This is a genomic window from Alcanivorax sp. DP30 (assembly GCF_009882945.1).
Lineage (GTDB): Bacteria > Pseudomonadota > Gammaproteobacteria > Pseudomonadales > Alcanivoracaceae > Alcanivorax.
The window spans coordinates 28,379-48,919 of record NZ_WTUY01000024.1 but is presented as its reverse complement, the minus strand read 5'-3'; the positions used below and the strand labels follow the sequence as shown (position 1 = coordinate 48,919).

Genomic DNA, 20,541 nt, shown 5'->3' with positions numbered 1-20,541 from the left:
TAAAATACGACATTGGAGCCAGACATCTGGCTCTGCGGGGGAAACATCATGCAATTCTGGCGATCTCCGCTTGCACTACTGGTGCTAGCGGGCTCACTGCTATCTGGCGCTGCGCAAGCAGACTTTATTCAGATCGACGGTTTCACACCAGTGATCGGCAGCGCAAACCGCACCGTCACACAATACCCATTACCCAGCAGTTCAACGACCACCAACGGCTCCACCTTCTCCGAGTCTGGCGGCAAGGCCAACCTCACTCTGGGCGGGAATGGCAATACCGCTGGCGCAGTGGAACTTGTCTATTCCTTCGCCAGCCCTATAGACCTGACTGATGGCGGTACCAATGATCAGTTCTTCCTGGTCATGGACAGCATCAACCGCCCAAATGCCCCCGAGGGAGAAAGCACCGCCCTCAGTGTCAGCATCAATGTCACCGGCGGCGGCAGGACTGGCACCTACGGCACTGGTATTGGTAGCGTACCCGCCGGCCAGTCTCTAGCGCTGAATTTCTATTGTGATGTGAATCCCGTCTGCTTCTCTCAGGGGCAGGCCCCCGACTTTTCCAGTATTACCCAGATTCGGGTCTGGCTTGCCTTCCCGAAAAATTATGCGAATTCCGCGGACACCACCACCGTGGTGATGGACTCGATCCACGTTACCCCGGGCGGCGGCAGCTTCCCGCCGCAATTCACCACCGCGCCAACCAACGCCACCTATCGCGAAGGCTCTGCCGGCAGCCCAGTGCAGTTTGCTGCCTCCGGCGTACCCTCACCAAACATCAGTCTCACCGGCACGCTTCCGTCCGGCGTCACGTGGGACAGCACTGAACACCGTATCAGCGGCACCCCGGCAACAGGCACAGGCGGTGTCTATCCTTTGCAGATCAAGGCCAGCAGCAGTGTGGGATCGATCTCAAAGACCTTCACCCTGAACGTGGAAGCACCGCCCACCATTACCAGCAGCGCTGCCACCACTTTCCAGCAGGGCTTGAATGGCAGCTTCACGATGACGGCCACGGGTTACCCCGCGCCCACGTTCAGCCTCTCCAGTGGTTCTCTTCCGCCCGGCGTCACCCTCAGCAGTGCCGGGGTAATCAGCGGCACACCGACCAGCAGCACCGGTAATTATTCGTTGGCCATCACTGCCAGCAACGGCATCAGCCCCAACGCCTCCCAGGCATTCACCCTGACGGTAAACCGTCCGCCCAATGCCGCCGCCTTTTCGCTCAACGGCCAGGAAGATACCCCCCTGACTATCCCCGCTTCGGCCTTTGCCAATGCCATTACCGAACTGGATGGCCAGGCGGTCTCGGTGGTGATCAGCAGCCTGCCGGTTGGCGCCAGCGCAGGTAGCCTGAAAAAAGCCAACGGCAGCGCAGTATCCCTTGGCGAAGCCATGCCCCTGGCCTCTCTGGATCACCTCACCTTCGAACCCGCCAGCAACTGGTCCGGCTCCACCAGCTTTGGCTGGCAGGCCACCGATGGCACTTTGAGCAGCGCAATGACGTCAGCCAACCTGACCTTTGCCGCAGTGAATGACGCGCCAGTAATTGCCGAAGGCAGCACTGGCAACTACGCCACCGATGAAGACAACAGCTTGTCGGTAACCCTCAGCGTCAGTGACGTGGACAATGTTGACCTCACCACCGTTACCACCCTGCAACCATTGCACGGTAGCCTGGAGATCAATGGCGCCACCGTCATCTACACCCCGGAACTGAACTATCACGGCACCGACAGCTACACCGTTCAGGTTCAGGATGGCGCCGGCGGCATCGCCGAGCATGCCTTCAGCGTCACGGTCACTTCCGTCAACGACCTGCCCGCCATCGAACAGGGTGACACCGTCAACCTGACCATTGATGAAGACAACACGCCCACCGCCTTCGCCCTGCAGCTGAACGCCTCCGACGTGGAAGACGGCACCGCCAACACCCTGGTGTGGAGCCTGCAGAGCGCCGCCGGCAACGGCACCGCTTCCGTCTCCGGCACCGGCCCGTCGCCTGTGGTGGAGTACAGCCCCGATGCCGACTACAACGGCAACGACAGCTTTGTGGTACGCGTCACCGACAGCAATGGCGGCTTCGCGGATTTCACCGTCTACCTGACCATTACCGCCAGCAACGACACACCGCGCATCGACGGCGCGCCGCTGGAAACCGCAGTGGAAAATGTGCCGTGGAGCTTCACCCCCACAATCACGGATCCGGAAGCCGAGCCCCTGACCCTGACTCTCACCGGCAAACCGGACTGGGCCAGTTTCGATGACAGCACCGGCGCGCTGACCGGCACCCCGGGCAATGGTGATGTGGGCAGCAGCGCCAACATGACGCTCACTGTGGATGATGGCAACAGCACCGCCACCCGCAATTTCTCCGTCACCGTACTGGCGGATTTCGATGGCGACACCATCCCCGATGTGGATGACAGCGACATCGATGACGACGGCATGGACAACGACTTCGAAGAAGCCGCCGGCCTCGATCCCTACGACGACAGTGACGCCAGCGGCGACCTGGACAGCGACGGCATCAGCAACCTGGACGAGTTCAACAATGGCTCCAACCCCACCGAGGATGACTATCCTCCGGTACTGGCCGGTCCAGGCCCTGTCTATGCTGACGCCACCGGCCTGTTCACGCTGATGGATCTGGGCGAACTTGTGGCAGAGGATGGCCGCGACGGGCCGATTGCGGCCACTCCGGATAGCGGTTATTACCTGTCAGGCTTTAATTATGTTGAACGAACCGCCACGGACCAGGCAGGGAATCAAGCCACCGTTCTTCAGGCTGCGCACATCGATCCCCAGGTGAGCTTTGCGCCACCAATGGTCAGCGCAGAAGGAGACACCCTGACGGTCACAGCCTATCTAAGTGGCCCCGCTCACGCTCCTGTCGTCAACGTGCCATTTACTCTCAGTGGCACCAGCGATGGCGCGGACCATGATCTAGCTGCGGGAGTGCTCACGTTTGACTACCTTCACGATGGCAAATTCGAGACCAGCACCACCGTGAACTTTACCAATGACGGCATTGGTGAAGGCACCGAAACCCTGCAACTGGTCATGGGAGAACTGGACACAGCTCAAGCCGTTCCCGGGCTCTACACCCAGCAGGACATTGTGATCCACGAAGACAATGTTGCACCGACCGCCACTCTGGTCGCCAGCCAGAACGGTCGCCCGACTCGCATCGTCATTCCCGACCAGGGCCCGGTCACCGTCACCGCCACTGTCGATGACGCCAACCCGGCAGACAGCCTCAGTAGCGACTGGACCGACACCGATGCGGAACTGGTAGACACCGACGCTGATGATTCCACCTTCACCTTTGACCCGGCCCTGCTCACCGCCGGCACCTATACCTTGGCGCTGGCGGTCTCCGACGGCACCCTCGTGGACGACACCAGCCTGACACTGAACGTGCTGACCCAAGCGCCCCTGTTGGGCAGCGAAGACAGTGACAGCGACGGGCCAGGCGATGACCTGGAAGGGTTTGGCGATCAGGACAACGATGGCGTTCCCGACTATCTGGATGCCATGGAAATGGGCCACGTACTCCAGGCGCAACCTGGCGTCGCAAACCAGTACCTGCTGGAAACCGAGCCGGGGCTTGATCTGCAACTGGGCGCCACCAGCCTGGCACTGGGGGATGGCGCGGCCACCCTGCAAATCCAGACACTGATCGACACCTTCAACGTGTCCCTGCCCGCCGGCATCCGCAAGGATATCGTGCAAGACGCCAGCGACCTCATCATTGACGGCCTGCAACCCGGCGCCAGCGCCGTTGTGATCGTGCCGCAATCCAGCCCGCTACCGGCCGACGCGCGCTTCATCGCCCTGGCCAGCCAGGACTGGCAACCCGTGGCATCGGCCAAATCTGCTCCTGGCGCTGAGGGTTACTGCCCCTCCCCGTATGACAGCCAGTATCGCAATGGTCTTCATGCAGGCGATTACTGTGTGAGTCTCACCGTCACCGACGGCAGTGCGCACGATGCCGACGGCAAGGCAAACGGCCGGATCAGCCTGCGCGGCGCGGCTGCATCAGGCATTAACGTGGCAGCCATAGAAGAAAAGTATGATCCGTTCGCATCCGGCAGCGGCACCAGCGGCAGTAGCGGTGGCATGCTCCTGTTGATCCTGGCCGCAATGGGCCTGATACGCAGACAAGCTTACTCCGCAAACTAAAACCCGCCCCACAGAAAGGCCCCCATGGTAGCGATACCATGGGGGCCTTTTTGTATCAGGGCATCCCCGGTCAGCCGCCATCATTCATCTACTGACGCGACCATTTTTCCCGCAACGATTTCGGCCCCACATCCTCCACGCTATAACCACCGGGATGACTCGGAAATTCTTCCAGGGTCAGCAGCCTGGGCGTCTTGCGATGCGGGAGCACACGCATCACGCAAGCACGCATCCGCATTATGCTTTCCACAACTGATCGCATCCGATCGCTGGGCAATGGATAGTTCATGGCCTTGAGCAGTGATTCATCCATCAGTGCATACACCAGTGGCTCAGCGGTCTTCCACAGAGGTCGTGGCAAATAGAAACTCAGCAAAAGATCCCGGGTGGAGTTTGCCACCCGCACTGTGGCATCGGTATTGGCGAAAGTTCGCTCTTCGTAGTCCAGACTCCATGCTTCAAAAGCGTCGTAGGTATCAGGAATATTGTCGATACGCATGCGCTCACCCACCGAACGCCAGAAGTAGAACAGCCCGAGACGCTCGTTGGGATAAAGCTTTCGCCAACCAAACTTGTCCAGCCAGCGCACCGGCTCATAAATAAACGTGGATAGCGTGTAGAGAAAGTCATCATTACTGATGTTGTAGCTGCCATGGATACGATTCATGCGCTTGATGAACGTCATGCCTCGTTCTGATTCAAAACCGTTTTCCAACACTTCATTAACGATGACAGCGGTGTCGTCATAGCGACGCTGGGTTTGCCCGGTAAATTCTCCAGTCTTGTCCAGCAATTCAGCAATACTGGGCACTGCGAAGGTGCGAAACAGAGCCAGCTCCAGGGCGCGGGTCATGTCCCAGGGGAATTCAAGATACGAGGTCAGGAAGGCAATGCGCTGACAATCCTTCTCAGGATCCAGCCGTGCGATTTCTCTTTCTACATTGAGGCGCTTTTTCATTCCATGCTCCTGGACAGAATCACGATCGAAGTCTGTTCTGCAGCCTAGCATGGCCTTTCACTCGCAAGTACACACACCGTTTACCCATTCGCAGAGTTAATGTTTCTGCTCGTAATGAAAAGAAACAGGTAACGCAGAATCTGCCCTCTACGCGAACAAAACGTGAAGCCCCCATAATTCCTGCTCAATACGCAAAGTGCGTCAAACAACATTGCCCGCAGATCATGGCATAATGACACCACCCAGTAGCCAACAAGCAACCGGATACAATGACAACTCTCCTGCTCAACCTGCGACAGGTCCCCGACGACGAAGCGCAAGCGGTTCGCGCCCTTCTTGAAGAGCACGGCATTCCCTTCTACGAAACCGCACCCAGCCTGTGGGGCATTTCCTTTGGCGGCATCTGGCTGAGCAACCCGGAGGACAAGGACAACGCCAAGACTCTGGTGGCGGAGTACCAGGAAGAACGCGCTCGAAGTGAGCGACAGCGTTATGAGCAGGCCAAGCAGGACGGCACTGCACCAACACTGTGGCAACGCTTTTGCGAGCAGCCGGTGCGCGCATTAGGCGTACTTATCGCAGTCACCGCGTTGTTGCTGATAACCCTTGTACCGTTTCTGACACTGGGTTAGCCATCGTCCAACTGTAGTTCGACGTGCAGCCCCGCCCGTCGATTCGGCATTTATTTCCAGCTCACACCAGGTTCAACAATCCTTTTTCGTTAACGCTCCCCCAGTCACACAAACAACACTTACCGAGCCAAAAAACCGGTGCTAACCTGTTTCACGTGTTTCGCATGCTCGCTGCAGGGCACTTTTGGCAAGACCGCACCCCTGACAGCGCCGCACCGGAAATAACCAACAATAAAAAGGAAGCCGCATGGACAACGAATTCGATTACCTCATTATCGGTGGCGGTTCCGCCGGTTGCGCCCTGGCCGGCCGGCTCAGCGAAGATCCGGACACCCGCGTGTGCCTGCTGGAAGCCGGCGGTCAGGGCGATGGCCTGTTGGTGAATGTGCCCGCCGGGGCTGTGGCCATGCTCGCCAAACCCGTCAACAACTGGCTCATGGAAACCGTGCCGCAGAAGGGGCTGAACGGGCGCCTGGGATTCCAGCCCCGAGGCAAATGCCTGGGCGGCTCCTCGGCCATCAACGCCATGGTCTATATCCGCGGACACCGCGAGGACTATGACCACTGGGCAGCGCTGGGAAATGACGGCTGGTCCTACGAGGAGGTGCTGCCGTATTTTCGCCGCAGCGAAGGCAACGAGCGTATCGATAACGAATACCACGGCACCGACGGCCCGCTCAGCGTCAGCGACAGCCGCACTGGCAGCCCTTTCCATGATTACTTCCTTGATGCCGCCAGAGAGTGCGACATCCCGATTACCGATGATTTCAACGGCGCCGAGCAGGAAGGGGCCGGGGTCTTTCAGGTAACGCAGAAAAACGGCGAACGCTGGAGCAGCGCCCGCGCCTACCTGTTCCCCCATCTGGATCGCAGCAACCTGACAGTGGAAACCGGTGCCCAGGTGCAACGGATACTGTTTGAAGGCAAGCGCGCCGTCGGCGTGGAATTCAAACAGGGAAAGTCACTGCGCACAATTCGCGCCAGCAAGGAAGTCCTGCTCTCCGCCGGTGCCTTCCAGTCTCCCCAATTACTGATGTTGTCAGGCATTGGCGATGCCGAAGAACTGAAAAAACACGGTATTCCCGTGGTCCATCATCTTCCCGGTGTGGGCAAGAACCTGCAGGATCACCCGGACTTTATCTTCGGCTACACCACGAACAGCCCGGACACCTTTGGCTTTTCACTGGGCGGCATCTGGCGGGCACTCAAGGCCATGCGTACTTATAAAAAGGAACGTCGCGGGCTGTGGACCTCCAACTTCGCAGAAGCCGGCGCCTTCCTGAAAACACAACCGGATCTCTCCGCCCCGGACATTCAACTGCACATGGTCACCGCGCTGGTGGATGACCACGGTCGCAAGCTGCATTTTTCCCAGGGTTATTCCTGCCATGTCTGCCTGCTGCGCCCCCGCAGTCGTGGCAGTGTCCAGCTGGCCAGCGCCAATCCGGATGATCTGCCCCTTATTGATCCCGCCTTCCTGGAAGATCCCCAGGATCTGGAAGACATGGTGGCCGGCTACAAGATCACGCAAAAAATCATGGAAGCACCGTCACTCAGGAAATGGATCAAGAAAGACATGTTCACCGCAGACATCCGCAGTGATGACGACATCCGTGAAATCATCCGGCAACGGGCCGACACCGTTTACCATCCGGTAGGCTCCTGCAAGATGGGCACGGATGATGCCGCCGTGGTGGATCCACAACTGCGCGTTCGTGGCGTTGAAGGGTTACGTGTCATCGACGCCTCCATCATGCCCACCCTGATTGGTGGCAACACCAATGCACCGGCGATAATGATCGCAGAAAAGGCGGTAGACATGATCAAAGGGCAATCGCGGGTGAGCTAGCCCGCACCGATCCGGACACGCATGGATTGCGAATGCCACATAACGCCATGCGTTCCGGGATCGAACAGTAACACCAGCTACGCCTTCCGGGGATCAATCAGAATTTTGGCATGCTGCTCCGGATTACCCAGCGCGGTGAAGGCTTCATCCACACCGGACAACCCCACCGTGCCGGTAATCAGAGGATCCACATTCACTTTCCCCTCGGCGATCATGTGCAAGGCATCGCGGAACTCGATGGGCATGTACCCCAGCGCAAAGCGCAGATCGATTTCCTTGTTGATGGCATTTACCGGGAAGAACTGGTCCTGCTTCATGCAGACCCCCGCCACCACGATACAGGAGCGCAGTGGGGCTTCCGCGATAATGCTGTCGATCACCCCGGGGACGCCCACACACTCAAAGATCACCGGCCGTTTCGGGTTGGTGACGCCGGCCACTTCCGCCGCGCGCCATAGTGGCTCCCAGGGCAGCGGCGTCATTCGCAGCATCGACATGCCATCCAGGGCCATATCAAACAACTGCGGAGCATTCACCACAAATCCGCGCTTAGCCAGGCCTTCATAGGGGCTGCCCTGTGACGGGTCCACCACCACATGGGCGCCCATGGCCTTGGCCAGTTTGCGCCGCGTCGGCGAAAAATCACTGGCCACAATGTGGCGAACACCCTTGGCCTTGAGCATGGCAATCACGCCCAGACCGATGGGCCCGCAACCGATCACAATCGCCGTATCACGGCGGCGAATCTCGGCGCGATTCACCGCATGCAGGGACACTGCCATGGGTTCCGTCAGGGCAGCATGGTCATCCGATATGCCGTTGGTGACCGGAAAGGCCAGCGACTCTTCCACCAGCACCCGTTCCGCATAGGCGCCGGGGGCCGCTGCAGACAGCCCGGTCAGATGCGCCACCCCGTTACTGCGGCGCATGGGCATGGCCACAACGCGCTTGCCCGGCTTCCAACGGCGGTGAGTCTTTGCGCCGTAATCTGCAATCTCCCCCACAAACTCATGCCCCAGCACCACATGCTCATGGCTGCGCATGATATGTGGATAGCCAACGCGCTCGGTGGCTTCTGCCAGTTCATCCGCATGATGGCGCGCATGCAGGTCCGATCCGCAGATACCGCAACGCAACACATTCAGCAGGATCTGTCCCTTGCCGGGCTCCGGCTCGGCAACATCCTGAACCTCAAAGTCACCGTGGTGACAAACGACAGCCTTCATGCTCATTCCTCTCGGCAGGCAGGGTTGATTGACAAGCTGATAGTGTCGCGAAAAAGACACCGTGCAACAGGTCGCGTGGAGCCAATTACTTTGGCACTCCTCGTATCAAAGAGTGATAGACGCCGAATAGCGATGGGACTGAAAAGCAGGACTGTTCGATGGGGAACGGAACGGGGAAGCCCCCCTGGATCATTTTCTCTCAGGCAATGAATCACTGATGGCGCGGGACACTTGGTCAGGATAGGTATCGTAGAAATAGCAATCGTCCAGCCCAGCCAGACTGGGACGAATGATCGGATCATTAACATAATCGCCATCCGCATACAGCAACGCCAATGGGTTACTGGATGCGAAACCCAGGTAAGAGGCGTTGGCGCCTGCGATACGCCCCTCGTTCATAAAATTGATAAATTGATGCGCCAGGCTGGGGGATGATGCTTCCGCACTGATGGCAAAGCTGTCCTGCCAGATCATGCAGCCATCCTCGGGAATCGCATATCTGACCCGAGCATCATGATGATTGTGCAAGAAGGCTGCATCACCATTCCAGGTTTGCATCAAAACCAAATCACCACTGATCAGCGGGTTAGACTCAGACGTATCGCTTTCAAGATACCGCAGCTTGCCATCAAAACCGCGTAAATAAGCGGCCGCCAAATTTACCTCCGACGCCGTCCTGAAGGGGCGATCATTGCCCAGTGCGAAGTGCGCGGCCAACAAATACTCTCCCGGATCGGAAATCAGTGCGACTTTGCCGGGAAAGCGTTCCACCAGTGAAAAAAACTCTGTCCAGTTTTTCGGCCCACGCTCCAACCTGTCACTACGCCAGGCAAACCCGGTAGTCCCCCAAGTGTAAGGAACCACATAATCAGAATCACTTTGCCAACGATTTTTAATCAATTTCGTATTTGGCAACAATGCCTTCTCAAGCGGCAAAAGGGAGCCTCGCGCTTTCAGTTTGTTCATGGTCAGTGTTGATGCCACCACCAGATCTACCTGGTCTTTATGTTTTTCCAAAAGCGGCACAATGTCAGCTTCTTCGTCAAAAAGAATCTGTTTTACTTCCACATTATTTGTGCGTTCAAACTTCTGCACCACCTTCGGGGCGAGATAGCCTTCCCAGTTAAGAATGGTGAGTTTGTCACTGCTCGCCCTGGCCTCCCCCATAAAAAAAATCAAAGAGACCACAAACCACCGAAACAACTGTCTCGCAAAAAACCATGCTTTCACATCAAAACATCCATGTTTACGTTTTCATTCACCCTAACCCCCCTCCACCGCTCTGTTAAGTCTTTCCCGACGAACCTTGTTCACCGCTTTATTATCTTTCTGTACCCGAGCAGATGCCAACTTCATCAAGCGGCGAAAGGTAGGACACTCAAGGTGACTTGGCGCCCTGCAGCGGGCGGCATGCTGCAAACCATCGCGCATGGCACTCAGCTTCATGATGGTCTCATCCAGCTCGTCGGCTTTTGCGCTCAACGCTTTGCGATCAATTCTGGCTTCGCCATTGGCTGAAAACATCCGTCCGATTTCTTCCAGCGAAAAACCCGCCGCCTGTCCCAGGGCGATCAGTGAGAGCTGATCGAGTACAGCGGGCGCAAATATTCGTTTCAACCCGCGGCGTCCGGTTGAAACGATCAACCCTTTCTCTTCGTAATATCGCAAGGTAGACGCAGGCACGCCGGTGCGCTGCGCCACTTCAGAAATATCCAGCATGGCCTTGACCTCAAGCTGACTTGAAGTTGTACGTTACCACCAAATCATCGCCCGGAGGCCCCCATGGACAGCTTCATCACGTATTTTGTCAGTGTCGTCATCATAGGCGGCAGCGCCACGCTGGTCATGGATGCATGGGGCTGGCTAAGACAACCGCTGCTTGGCGTTGCCCCACCCAACTACGGGCTGGTAGGCCGCTGGCTGCTACACATGCGCCGTGGCCGCTTCCGGCATCCCGCCATTGGCAAGGCCGCCGTCATGCGCGGAGAACAGCTGGCAGGATGGTTGTTTCATTACTTCACAGGCATGGTATTTGCCGGCTTGCTGGTGCTCGTCACCGGGCCGCAATGGCTGGAATCCCCAACTCTGGGTCCGGCATTACTGACGGGTATCGTGACCGTTGCCGCTCCCTTCCTGCTGATGCAGCCCGGCATGGGCGCAGGCATCGCTGCCGCGAAAACCCCGGCGCCCAACAAGGCGCGCCTGCAAAGCCTGCTCACTCACGGGATATTTGGGGCTGGTTTATATGTTGGCGGATGGGTGGCAAGGCTGATCATATGATCGGCAAAAAGGCGCAAGGCCGGACTTAGAGAAAATCGTTGCGTGAATTTTCCAGCAGCACGTTCAGCGGCAGCAGCTCGAAATGCCGCATGGCCGTGATCGCGTAGAAATTTTCCACGATGTCATCCAACTCCCGGTAGGTTTGCAGCACCCCATTACGCAGCTCATCCTGAACAACCACTTCCGGCACCACTGCCAGGCGCCCCGAGTCACGGGCCAGCAGCCGCAACATGGCCATGTCATCTACCTCGGCCCCCACCTCGAACTCAATGCCGAGCTGCCCCATCAGCACATCAAACTGACCGCGAATTTCACTGCTCGGTCCCGGTAACAACAATCGGGTTGCCGCCAGATCCTGAGGAAAACGAAACGCTTTTGCCCCCTCTCCAGGTGGCCCCACAATGCAGACCCGTTGCTGGGCAATTTTCTGGCAACGCAGGGCGTTGGTGGTGTCCGAGACCACGGCGCGGTTGGAGAGGATCACATCAAGTTTATGCACCCGGAGTAATTCCAGCAGTTCCTCCAGTGTGGCCGAACGTATCTCCAGCCGGATTTCCGGTTCGCTGATAATCGGGCGCAGGAAGTTTTCCTGGAAGTTTCGGGACAGGGTCGCCACGGAACCGACACGGAGCCGGCGCAACTGCTGCAGCTCCCCATTTTCCGTCAGTGACAACAGCTCACTGCCCAGGTTGAAGATGCTTTCCGCGTACTCCAGCACCACATGCCCGATTTCCGTCAGCTTGAGGACTCGCCCTTCCCGGGTGAACAGTTCATGCCCCAGTTGATCCTGCAACTGGCGAATCTGTGAGGACAGCGCGGACTGGGAGACATGGAGCTGCTTTGCCACCCGCGTCAGGTGGCCTTCCTTGGCCACCATCCAGAAGTAATAGAGATGGTGGAAATTCAGTCCTCTCATAAATCATTCTCTTAAATAGAACGAATCAGCAATAAATATCTATTTTACAAAATGGCGCCAGATTCGCAATATCGCCCCCGTCGTTACCCGGTATTGGAGTTACAGCATGCAGGCTTTCATCACCCCCTGGCTTCTACCCGCCACCTACCTGCTCGGCTGGCTGCTGGTAATGGTGCAACCGAAACACCACTGGGCCACCGCCCGTCATACCGGGCGCCTTGCACTTTTGCTCTGTCTTGGCGCGGCCATGATGGTGATCTTCCCCTTTCATACAGCCAAGCCCTCACCGGATCTGCTCGGATTAACCACCGCCTCACTGGTGGCGCTGCTGGGCTGGGTCATCATCCATTTCTCGTCCCGCTACCTGACCGGGGAGCGTCAGCAACAGCGTTTCGTCAGCGCCATGCTGTTCACCATCGCCTGTGTCGGTGTGCTGTTGGCGAGCCAGCATTTGCTGGTGATCACCCTGGCCTGGTCCGGCACCAGTATCGGTATGCATTTCCTGCTGACCCATTACGCCGAGCGCAAAACGGCACAGATTGTGGCCCACAAAAAATTCCTGGTAAGCCGGCTCGCAGAGCTTTGCCTGATCGTTGCCCTGCTACTGATCTACCACGCCTGCGGCACCCTGCAGCTTGACGGGCTACGTCACTATCTGGCGACACACCCCGACCTGCCGCTTTCCATGCAACTGGCAGCGCTGATGATCGTGCTGGCGGTGATCCTGAAAACCGCACAGCTACCACTGCACGGCTGGCTGATCCAGGTGATGGAGGCGCCCACGCCAGTGTCTGCCCTGCTGCACGCCGGCATCGTCAATATTGGCGGCTTCATCCTGATCCGCCTGGCCGACCTGCTTAATCAGGCGGTCATTGCGCAAGGGATTCTGGTCCTGGCGGGCACCACCACTGCGGTGCTGGCCAGCCTGGTGATGATGACCCGTGTCAGCATCAAGGTGCGGCTGGCCTGGTCGACCTGTGCCCAGATGGGTTTCATGCTGCTGGAAATCGGCCTGGGCCTGTATGAGTTGGCCCTGCTGCATCTGCTGGCCCACTCCCTGTACAAGGCCCATGCCTTCCTCAGCGCCGGCGAAACCGTTGCCATGGTTCGGCAACAGGCGTACTTCACCGGCGGGGCCGACCGTGGCTGGCCCGGTCATTACCTGACCTCCGGCTTGCTCAGTGGTGCCCTGGTTGGCGCATCGCTGTGGGGCTGGCAGAGCGTTTTCCCGGCGCTGTCGGTGCCGGTTGCCGCGCTGGTCATCGTCGCCCTGGGGCTTGGCCCGCTGCTCAGCGGTGAGCAGGGCTGGCGTGCCGGCCTGATGGCCCGCGGCGCCTTCATGGTGCTGTTGCTTACCCAGCTTTACCTGGGCTGGCATGTGCTGTTCTCGGCTATCGCGCCACACAGCAGCCCGGTCAACCTGCTGCAGACCGCTGCGGTCATCCTGTGCTTCTCCGGTCTTTACGGGCTGCAGTTCTGGCTGCAGAAATACCCCGACGGCAAGCTCGCCAGCACCCTGTATCCCTGGGCATACCACGGCTTCTATCTGGATGAACTCTTTACCCGGGTCACCTTCCCGATCTGGCCCATCAAACTGAAACCGGCCCAGGCCCAGACCCGGGTCCATCGTTTTGCCACCGACAACGGAGAACCGGCATGAGCACACAGCCCCTGGCAAACATGGCCCACGAGGATGACCTTGAGGCAGCAATCAATGCCGCCATCCAGACCAGCATATCGCGGATCGCCCCCACCTGGCCGCTGGACCGCATGATCGCCGTCAACCCTTACTGGGGACACCGGGATCAGCCGTTCACCCAAACCGCCGCGCAACTGGCACGGTTGGCTGGCAGCCCCATGGCCCTGAGCGCCGGTGACTATCAGCGCGCCTGGCAGAGCGGCGAGATCGACGCTGACGCCCTGGCGCAGGCCCGGGACGAACTGGACCCGGCCCGGTCTGTCGAAACATTGCTGGACGCACTGGAGACGCAAACCGCGCCGCTCACCCCGGCCCCGTTGCTGTCCGACACCCTGGACCGGCATCGTGATCTGCATCGCGAACCGGCCTGGTGTGACACCATCACCCACCAGATCTCCCAGTTCTGTGCTGCCTACTTCGATCACCATCAATCCCAGTGGCGTCCCAACCAGTCCGCGCCACTCTATCAACAATGGCGCAACGCGGTCGGCACGGATCACGGCATCGCCATGCTCATGAAAACGCCGCAGCTGTCAGCAAGGGCTAGCCAGCTGGCCGCGCAACCGCGCGCGCAGATTCAACAGGCCATCCAGCAACTGGGCATTGCCCGGGACGACATCACTCACTATCTGCAGGCGGTGCTGGGCCGGATCAGCGGCTGGGCAGCCTGGTGTGCCTACCTGAACTGGGAGGCGCAGCTGACAGGCAAGGACGATGACACCCTGGTGCACCTGCTTGCCATCAGGTTGAGCTGGGAATGCTTGATCGATGACGGCAGCCGCGCCCCGGACGCCCCCTGGACGCAGTGGCAAGGCGCCTGGTCAATCCACCTTCGGCAAGCAGACACCTTGCCGGCCACCCTGATCTGGCAACGGGCCCAGGAAATCAGCTATCAGCGCAGGCTGATTCACACCCTGACCGCGCCACATGACAAGGCGGACAGGACCCTGCCCCAGGTGCAGGCAGCTTTCTGTATTGATGTGCGCTCGGAAGTATTCCGGCGTCACCTGGAAGCCCAGTCCCCGCATATTCAGACCCTGGGCTTTGCCGGCTTTTTCGGCCTGCCCATCCGCTATGAGCCCCTGGGCACTGATCTGCAGCGGCCCCAGTTACCCGGCTTGCTGAGCCCGGTCATGACCGTCACCGACACCAGCGGCAGCGACAGCCAGGACCAGGCCATCACCCGCAAGCGGCAATCCCACCTGCGCCACCACCACAGCTGGAGCCGCTTCAAGGCCATGCCCCTGTCCGGCTTTGTGCTGGTGGAATCACTGGGACTAGGTTACCTGTTCAAGCTGATCAAGCAGACCCTGCCCAGCCAGGCCCCGCTGGTAGCGGAGACCCGGAACGGCCTGTCCAGTAAAGACGCTGCCGCGTTAAGCCCGCGACTGGACAGCGCCACCGCTGGCGATACGCAACAGCAGGCGGAACTCGCCTGCCGGATCCTCACCGGCATGGGGCTGACCTCCGGCTTTGCCCCCCTGGTGTTGCTGCTCGGCCATGGCAGCCAGACCCGCAACAACCCGCATCAGGCGGCACTGGATTGCGGCGCCTGTTGCGGCCAAAGCGGCGATGTGAATGCGCGGACACTGGCCAACCTGCTCAACGATCCGGCCGTGCGGGAACGGATGCAGGATGCGGGCATTGCGATCCCCGACAGCACCCATTTCCTGGCCGGCCTGCACAACACCGTCACCGAGGAAGTGACGCTGCTTGACCTGGCACGGCTGCCCGAGAGCCACCGGGACGCCCTGGCCTCCATCCAGCAACAGCTGAATCAGGCACAGCGCGGCGCCTGTGCCGAAAAAGCCACAAGACTGGGACTGGCCGAGCTGCAGGAAAAGCCCGACGCCCTGTCACGGGCACTGCGTCACCGGGCCAATGACTGGTCGCAGACCCGGCCGGAGTGGGCCCTCGCCAACAACGCCGCCATGATGATAGCGCCACGGTCACGGACGCGGGGTCTGGACCTGCAGGGGCGCAGCTTCCTGCATGACTACGATTACCGCACCGACCCAGACGGCGAGCGGCTGGCTCAGATCATGACCGCCCCCATGGTAGTGGCGAACTGGATCAACATGCAGTACTTCGCCTCCACCGTCGACAACCTGCGGTTCGGTAGCGGCAACAAGACACTACACAATGTGGTAGGCGGAAAACTGGGCGTCTTTGAAGGTAATGGTGGCGACCTGCGTATCGGTCTGCCGATGCAGTCCGTGCATGACGGCGAACACTGGCAACACACGCCACTGCGGCTGAGCGTGTTTATCGAGGCACCCCGGGAAAGGATCGAACAGGTCATCCATCAGCACGACACCGTACGTCAGCTCATCGACAACCAATGGCTCTACGTTTTCCGGCTGGGTGATCAGCAAGTGGAACAGTACCAGCGGGAAACCTGGACCAGGTGGTAAGGCACCAACCTGGCACCAGCACGTCAATGCAAGACAACAGGAGAGAAACGCATGTCAGACACTACACGGCATTCCACTCACAAATTGATCAGCGGCGAATTCTCCACCGAGGATGCGCGAACCATCCTGATGACGCTCATCACCAACAAGATTCAGTTTCATCAGTTGGACAAGTGGAGTAGCGCAGAACGCCTGGGCAATGAAAATCCTGTTGTGACGCGCCGCATTGAGGAATTGCAGCACACCAAGGAGGCGCTCACCAAGCTCATTGACGAGGCAGCGCGTAACGGCGAGCGCCTTGCCATCAACTGCAGCATCGACATCGCAGTCGTCAACGAACTGGGGGCGCCTCAACATTCAGCGCAACGGTTGACGCTGGAGTATTGAGGGAAACAGGAATGAAAGGAATGCGACGGGCAGGATCCACCATCCCTACACCCCTGGGTAACTGGAACCCGCCCCCGTGTTGCCAGACGACATGATGAGCAGGTTCACGCAGGCCACAAAAGGCTCAACGTTTTTCGAGAGCATGGCATGCACACCCCCTGAACCATCAGAAAGAGAAAAGTCGCCCGCGACTTCCGGACTGCTGTGTGCGGCCGCTATCACGGCGCTGATACTGAATTCGAACGTTGGATGCTGCGGCAGCAGCGTGGCACAGGGCTCGATTGTATCGTGCCCTTTTGATGCAATCGCCACCGCTGCCAAAGCAAAAAATACCCCCCTGTCTGCTCAGCCCTCACCTGAGTCGGCACACGCCGTTTACGACAGAGGACGGGCATTGATTCATGTGAAGGTGGGGCATTTATAAATACCCATTGCTGGGTGCCCTTTATTGCTTACTTATTTCCATAGATGTAGCCAGCTACTGGCTCGCAATTATTTCCCCTTCATTGCAAATAAACATGGTAAATTGCCAATCTACTGGACAATAAACAAACACCCCAATGCGTACAATCTGGCTATGGCTCCTCCTCTCTTCACTGCTGTATTCCGGCTTACTTGCTGCAGATACTGCCTTCACCCGCATTACCCAGGGTCAGTATCTTTATTCGGAAAAACCTACTAGCCAACTCCCTGACGGAGACTGGAAAGACACCACACTGCCATTTGCGGGCTCTTACTCCCAGATTCATGGGACATTCTGGTTTCGCTTTAATCTGGATTCCTTGCCCGATACTCAGCGTGATAGCTTGTTTGTCAGCAACCATGTCTTTGATATAAGTATCTTTCTGAACGGACACACGGTCGCCGGCACGCAGCGTCTGGATGGCAGGGAATCAACCGGCTGGAACCATCCTTTCTATACCCGACTTCCTGCTGCCTACTGGCGGGACTCCGGCAATCAGCTCATCATTCGTATTCGTAGCGGCGAACCCAACGCCGTTCTGTCACCACTGATCATCGGCGATCAGACCGTATTGCAAAGTCATTACCAACAATCTGTATTCCAGAAAATTCGTATCGCAGAGTGGAGCATGGTCACCTGCCTTGTGATGGGCAGCCTCACCCTGTTCATCTGGTTGCTTCGCCGAAGTGATCGGCTTTACCTGTACTTTTCTCTGCTCTGCTTTAGCTGGTCAGTAGTGATGTTCTATATGGCGGTGCCTTTTGCCCCAATTAATCATGGGACCTGGTTACGCTTCGTCTTCTACTGTGTGGACCTGTCCGGCTTCTTCCTGTTTATGTTTCTTTACCGGCTGATGCAACTAGACAGGCCGCGCTTGAAAATTATCGCCATCGCTGCCTTGATTCTTTCCGGTATTCTCTTGTTCATCATGCCCATGCGACTGCACACCCTGGTGATCACCTTTGTTCATGGCATGCACCTGGCTTTGGTGATCTACCTTCTCGTCATCGGAACCCATCTCGCCATCCGCAAACGCAGCAAGGAGTTACTTCTACTGATTCCCGGCTTCCTAGTGATCTCCCTGCTAGTGCTACATGACATCTATGCCTTTCAGGCAGCAGCACAGCAGCCAGGCAGATTACCGGAGGGCACCTTCATGCAATACGGCTTTGCCGTCCTCCTTATCCTGATATTCGCCCATCTGGTTCGGACTTTCGTGCGCGCCCTGAATCACAGTGAAACCCTTAACAGTCAGCTGGAAACCCGCGTGGCGGAAATCTCCGCTTCACTGGAAAAGAGCTATGCAGAAAACCATGCCCTTGCCCTCTACAACCATGCACAACAGGAACGCCAGAAGGTCTACCGAGATCTGCACGATGACGTGGGTGCAAAACTGCTCTCTATCCTCCATTCCCGCGCCGAGCATGAAAAATCTTCACTTGCCAGGGAAGCGCTATCGTCGCTTCGGGAAACCGTGAATCAGAGCAAACGGGATATCATTCCACTCAATGAATTAATCGCCAACGCCATCACTGAAAGCGAAAACCGGCTGAGCCACGCCGGCATCCAGTTTCATTACAACGGCCTCGGCGAGATACCCGACACCCCAGCAGACCCGACCAAGGCCTACCACCTCAGCCGCATCCTGCGTGAGCTGACATCCAATATCATCAAGCATGCAGGCACCGGCACAGCGCACCTTGATTGCAGAATCCATCATGCTAACGACAACGGCATACTCATCCTGACAATCCGTGATGAAGGTCCGGGGCTATCAGAGGAAATGCAACAACGCGGCATGGGCCTTGCCAACATCCGTCACCGAGCTCAGGAAATTGGCGCCACGGCAACATGGGAAAGCAACAATAACGCAGGATGCCTCTGCCGACTGGAGGTACCTCTGCGCGCGATGACACTGGTGGCGTAAGCAGAGGCGCAAGAGTTTTCAGTCTGTCACACGCATGAATTCAATCAGTCACTAAACTCACTTATCACCCGTACAACAGTTGCCCCACCATCCATTTATGGGTCAGTCAATTCAACGTATTCATTCTTCTTGTCAGTTCACCCAAGGCCAGACCGTCTTATCTTCGGCCAGCGACAAAGACTGGGCGGCCTTGCCTGGCGGGATAACCAGCACAATCCAAGACCAGACCCATATCATGTTTCCATTCAACGAATAATCATATTGGTGGCAGTGGCGTGAGCGTAGAGCTTGCCTGATTCATCGCGCAGATAGCCCTCGGAAATCACCAGTGAACGGCCGGCATTGATAACCCTTCCTTCCGCAATCAGCGGGGTATCGTAGGGCAATGGTCGGCACATCTTGATATTCAGATCGGTAGTACCGTAGCCCTCACCAACCTCCAACACCGTGTGGGTGGCACAGCCAGTGACAGAATCCAGCACTGTCGCCGCAAAGCCCCCATGCACCCCACCCAATGGATTACTATGACTCGCATCGGCTGTGGCGATAAAGACAACCCGGCCATGCTCCACTTCTGATGGGTGCATCGGAATGGTTTTGGCGATGCCCGGCGTGGGGAATTTTCCATCCGCAAACGCCTGCATAATCTCCAACCCCGTCATCTCTTTTGGATTCATCACTCTTTACCTCTCAATAACCTCAGTGAAAATACCCGGCGGGTATTGCCGTCGTTTTTTAGTGCTTTTCATCAAGACCAATCAGCAACCTGGTGCGTTCCACCAGTGCCGACTCGTCCGTATCATTGGGATGAAAGGAAAACCGGTAGTACGCCAGGAATTGCGGAATAAAGACCCGATAATGTTTGGCAGCAAAAACACCGAATTTAAGCCAGGATTTCAGGTTAAAAAGCTGCTTGTCCCGCTTCATCAATACCATCTGGTACAGCGTGCTCGCGACAATGACCAGAGCAACACTTAACGTAAAAATCGACACTCTGGGGATATAGGCACCCAGGCCGTTGCCATAAAGATACTGATACAGGTCATAGGCCACCGCCTTGTGCTCGGTCTCTTCAATGCTGTGCCAGAGCCAGAGGTTGCGAATGGTCTCATCCTCCATCTGTTCATGGATGCCCCTCATCATGCTGGTCACCAGTACAGCCGTGTAGTGCTCAAGCCCGGCAGTAATCAAAAGGTTCCATTTTTTCGGAAACAGCGACTCAACCCCTTTAAGGATGATACCGGTGGCATTTTCCAGTAACTCCGGGTTGAGACCGTAGCGCTTGGCGCTTTCATGAAAGGCATGATGCTCTTTGGAGTGCATGGCCTCCTGACCAATAAAGGCGCCGATATCACGATCCAGCTGCTGATTCGCCTTGGCCCTTGGGCGCAGCGCACGCACCGAGCGGACAAAAAAGGACTCCCCCTCGGGAAACAGGGTGGACAGCCCGGTGAAGTAATGCGTCTGGGACGGCTCGTTATCACACCAGTACCGTGGCATGTCGCTGAAATCGTAGTCCATCCGGCGTACAGGGAAAGAAGCCCTGGTCTCTCCAGTCATGTCCAACCTCACTAAAGTTAGTTTCAACATAGGTTCCAAAAAGGA

15 protein-coding genes are annotated in these 20,541 nt (G+C 57.7%); 8 read left to right on the top strand and 7 right to left on the bottom strand.

What is annotated here, in order from left to right; translation table 11 throughout:
- Positions 1–48 precede the first annotated feature (48 nt).
- The gene (locus GQF00_RS16015; RefSeq protein WP_161320286.1) at positions 49–4,185 is read left to right on the top strand and encodes a tandem-95 repeat protein; all 4,137 of its coding nucleotides are present in this window, start codon (positions 49–51) and stop codon (positions 4,183–4,185) included.
- Between the two features lie 88 nt (positions 4,186–4,273).
- On the opposite strand, the gene GQF00_RS16010 is transcribed toward GQF00_RS16015, so the two are convergent.
- Positions 4,274–5,143 (bottom strand): oxygenase MpaB family protein, encoded by an 870-nt coding sequence (locus GQF00_RS16010; RefSeq protein ID WP_161320284.1) that lies wholly within the window; start codon positions 5,141–5,143, stop codon positions 4,274–4,276.
- Positions 5,144–5,412: 269 nt separating this feature from the next.
- Between GQF00_RS16010 and GQF00_RS16005 the strand changes: the two genes are divergently transcribed.
- Both GQF00_RS16005 and GQF00_RS16000 read left to right on the top strand, forming a co-directional pair.
- The gene (locus tag GQF00_RS16005) at positions 5,413–5,775 is read left to right on the top strand and encodes a DUF6164 family protein (protein ID WP_161320282.1); all 363 of its coding nucleotides are present in this window, start codon (positions 5,413–5,415) and stop codon (positions 5,773–5,775) included.
- Between the two features lie 247 nt (positions 5,776–6,022).
- Positions 6,023–7,624 carry a GMC family oxidoreductase gene (locus GQF00_RS16000; protein WP_161320280.1) on the top strand — a complete coding sequence of 534 codons (1,602 nt, stop codon included), beginning with the start codon at positions 6,023–6,025 and terminating at the stop codon, positions 7,622–7,624.
- A 77-nt stretch (positions 7,625–7,701) separates the two neighbouring features.
- On the opposite strand, the gene GQF00_RS15995 is transcribed toward GQF00_RS16000, so the two are convergent.
- The 3 genes from GQF00_RS15995 to GQF00_RS15985 form a co-directional block, all read right to left on the bottom strand.
- Positions 7,702–8,850, bottom strand: coding sequence for a zinc-binding dehydrogenase (locus GQF00_RS15995; RefSeq protein ID WP_161320278.1), 1,149 nt, complete (start codon positions 8,848–8,850; stop codon positions 7,702–7,704).
- Between the two features lie 189 nt (positions 8,851–9,039).
- On the bottom strand, positions 9,040–10,080 hold the full coding sequence (locus GQF00_RS15990) for a spermidine/putrescine ABC transporter substrate-binding protein (RefSeq protein ID WP_161320276.1): 1,041 nt from the start codon (positions 10,078–10,080) through the stop codon (positions 9,040–9,042).
- A 33-nt stretch (positions 10,081–10,113) separates the two neighbouring features.
- Complete coding sequence (locus GQF00_RS15985) at positions 10,114–10,569, bottom strand: helix-turn-helix domain-containing protein (protein ID WP_161320274.1); 456 nt, start codon at positions 10,567–10,569, stop codon at positions 10,114–10,116.
- Positions 10,570–10,632: 63 nt separating this feature from the next.
- Here GQF00_RS15985 and GQF00_RS15980 point away from each other — a divergent pair, with 63 nt between their 5' ends.
- Positions 10,633–11,130 (top strand): DUF2938 domain-containing protein, encoded by a 498-nt coding sequence (locus tag GQF00_RS15980; RefSeq protein ID WP_202560577.1) that lies wholly within the window; start codon positions 10,633–10,635, stop codon positions 11,128–11,130.
- A 25-nt stretch (positions 11,131–11,155) separates the two neighbouring features.
- Here the strand turns inward: GQF00_RS15980 and GQF00_RS15975 are convergent, their stop codons facing one another.
- Positions 11,156–12,046 (bottom strand): LysR substrate-binding domain-containing protein, encoded by an 891-nt coding sequence (locus GQF00_RS15975; RefSeq protein ID WP_161320272.1) that lies wholly within the window; start codon positions 12,044–12,046, stop codon positions 11,156–11,158.
- Between the two features lie 106 nt (positions 12,047–12,152).
- On the opposite strand from GQF00_RS15975, the gene GQF00_RS15970 reads away from it, so the two are divergent.
- The 4 genes from GQF00_RS15970 to GQF00_RS15955 all read left to right on the top strand — a co-directional run bounded on the left by GQF00_RS15970 (position 12,153) and on the right by GQF00_RS15955 (position 18,936).
- Positions 12,153–13,706: an NADH-quinone oxidoreductase subunit L gene (locus tag GQF00_RS15970; protein ID WP_161320270.1), complete on the top strand. Its 1,554-nt coding sequence runs from the start codon at positions 12,153–12,155 to the stop codon at positions 13,704–13,706.
- Entirely contained in the window at positions 13,703–16,159 is a 2,457-nt protein-coding gene (locus GQF00_RS15965) for a YbcC family protein (RefSeq protein WP_202560576.1), read from the top strand. Before GQF00_RS15970 ends, GQF00_RS15965 begins: the two co-directional genes overlap by 4 nt.
- 51 nt (positions 16,160–16,210) lie before the next feature.
- The gene (locus GQF00_RS15960) at positions 16,211–16,546 is read left to right on the top strand and encodes a hypothetical protein (protein ID WP_161320268.1); all 336 of its coding nucleotides are present in this window, start codon (positions 16,211–16,213) and stop codon (positions 16,544–16,546) included.
- Positions 16,547–17,106: 560 nt separating this feature from the next.
- Positions 17,107–18,936: an ATP-binding protein gene (locus GQF00_RS15955; protein ID WP_161320266.1), complete on the top strand. Its 1,830-nt coding sequence runs from the start codon at positions 17,107–17,109 to the stop codon at positions 18,934–18,936.
- A gap of 245 nt (positions 18,937–19,181) precedes the next feature.
- Here the strand turns inward: GQF00_RS15955 and GQF00_RS15950 are convergent, their stop codons facing one another.
- Both GQF00_RS15950 and GQF00_RS15945 read right to left on the bottom strand, forming a co-directional pair.
- Positions 19,182–19,613, bottom strand: a complete 432-nt coding sequence (locus tag GQF00_RS15950) for a PaaI family thioesterase (protein ID WP_161320517.1) — start codon at positions 19,611–19,613, stop codon at positions 19,182–19,184.
- Between the two features lie 58 nt (positions 19,614–19,671).
- Complete coding sequence (locus tag GQF00_RS15945; RefSeq protein ID WP_202560575.1) at positions 19,672–20,496, bottom strand: metal-dependent hydrolase; 825 nt, start codon at positions 20,494–20,496, stop codon at positions 19,672–19,674.
- Between the last annotated feature and the right edge of the window lie 45 nt (positions 20,497–20,541).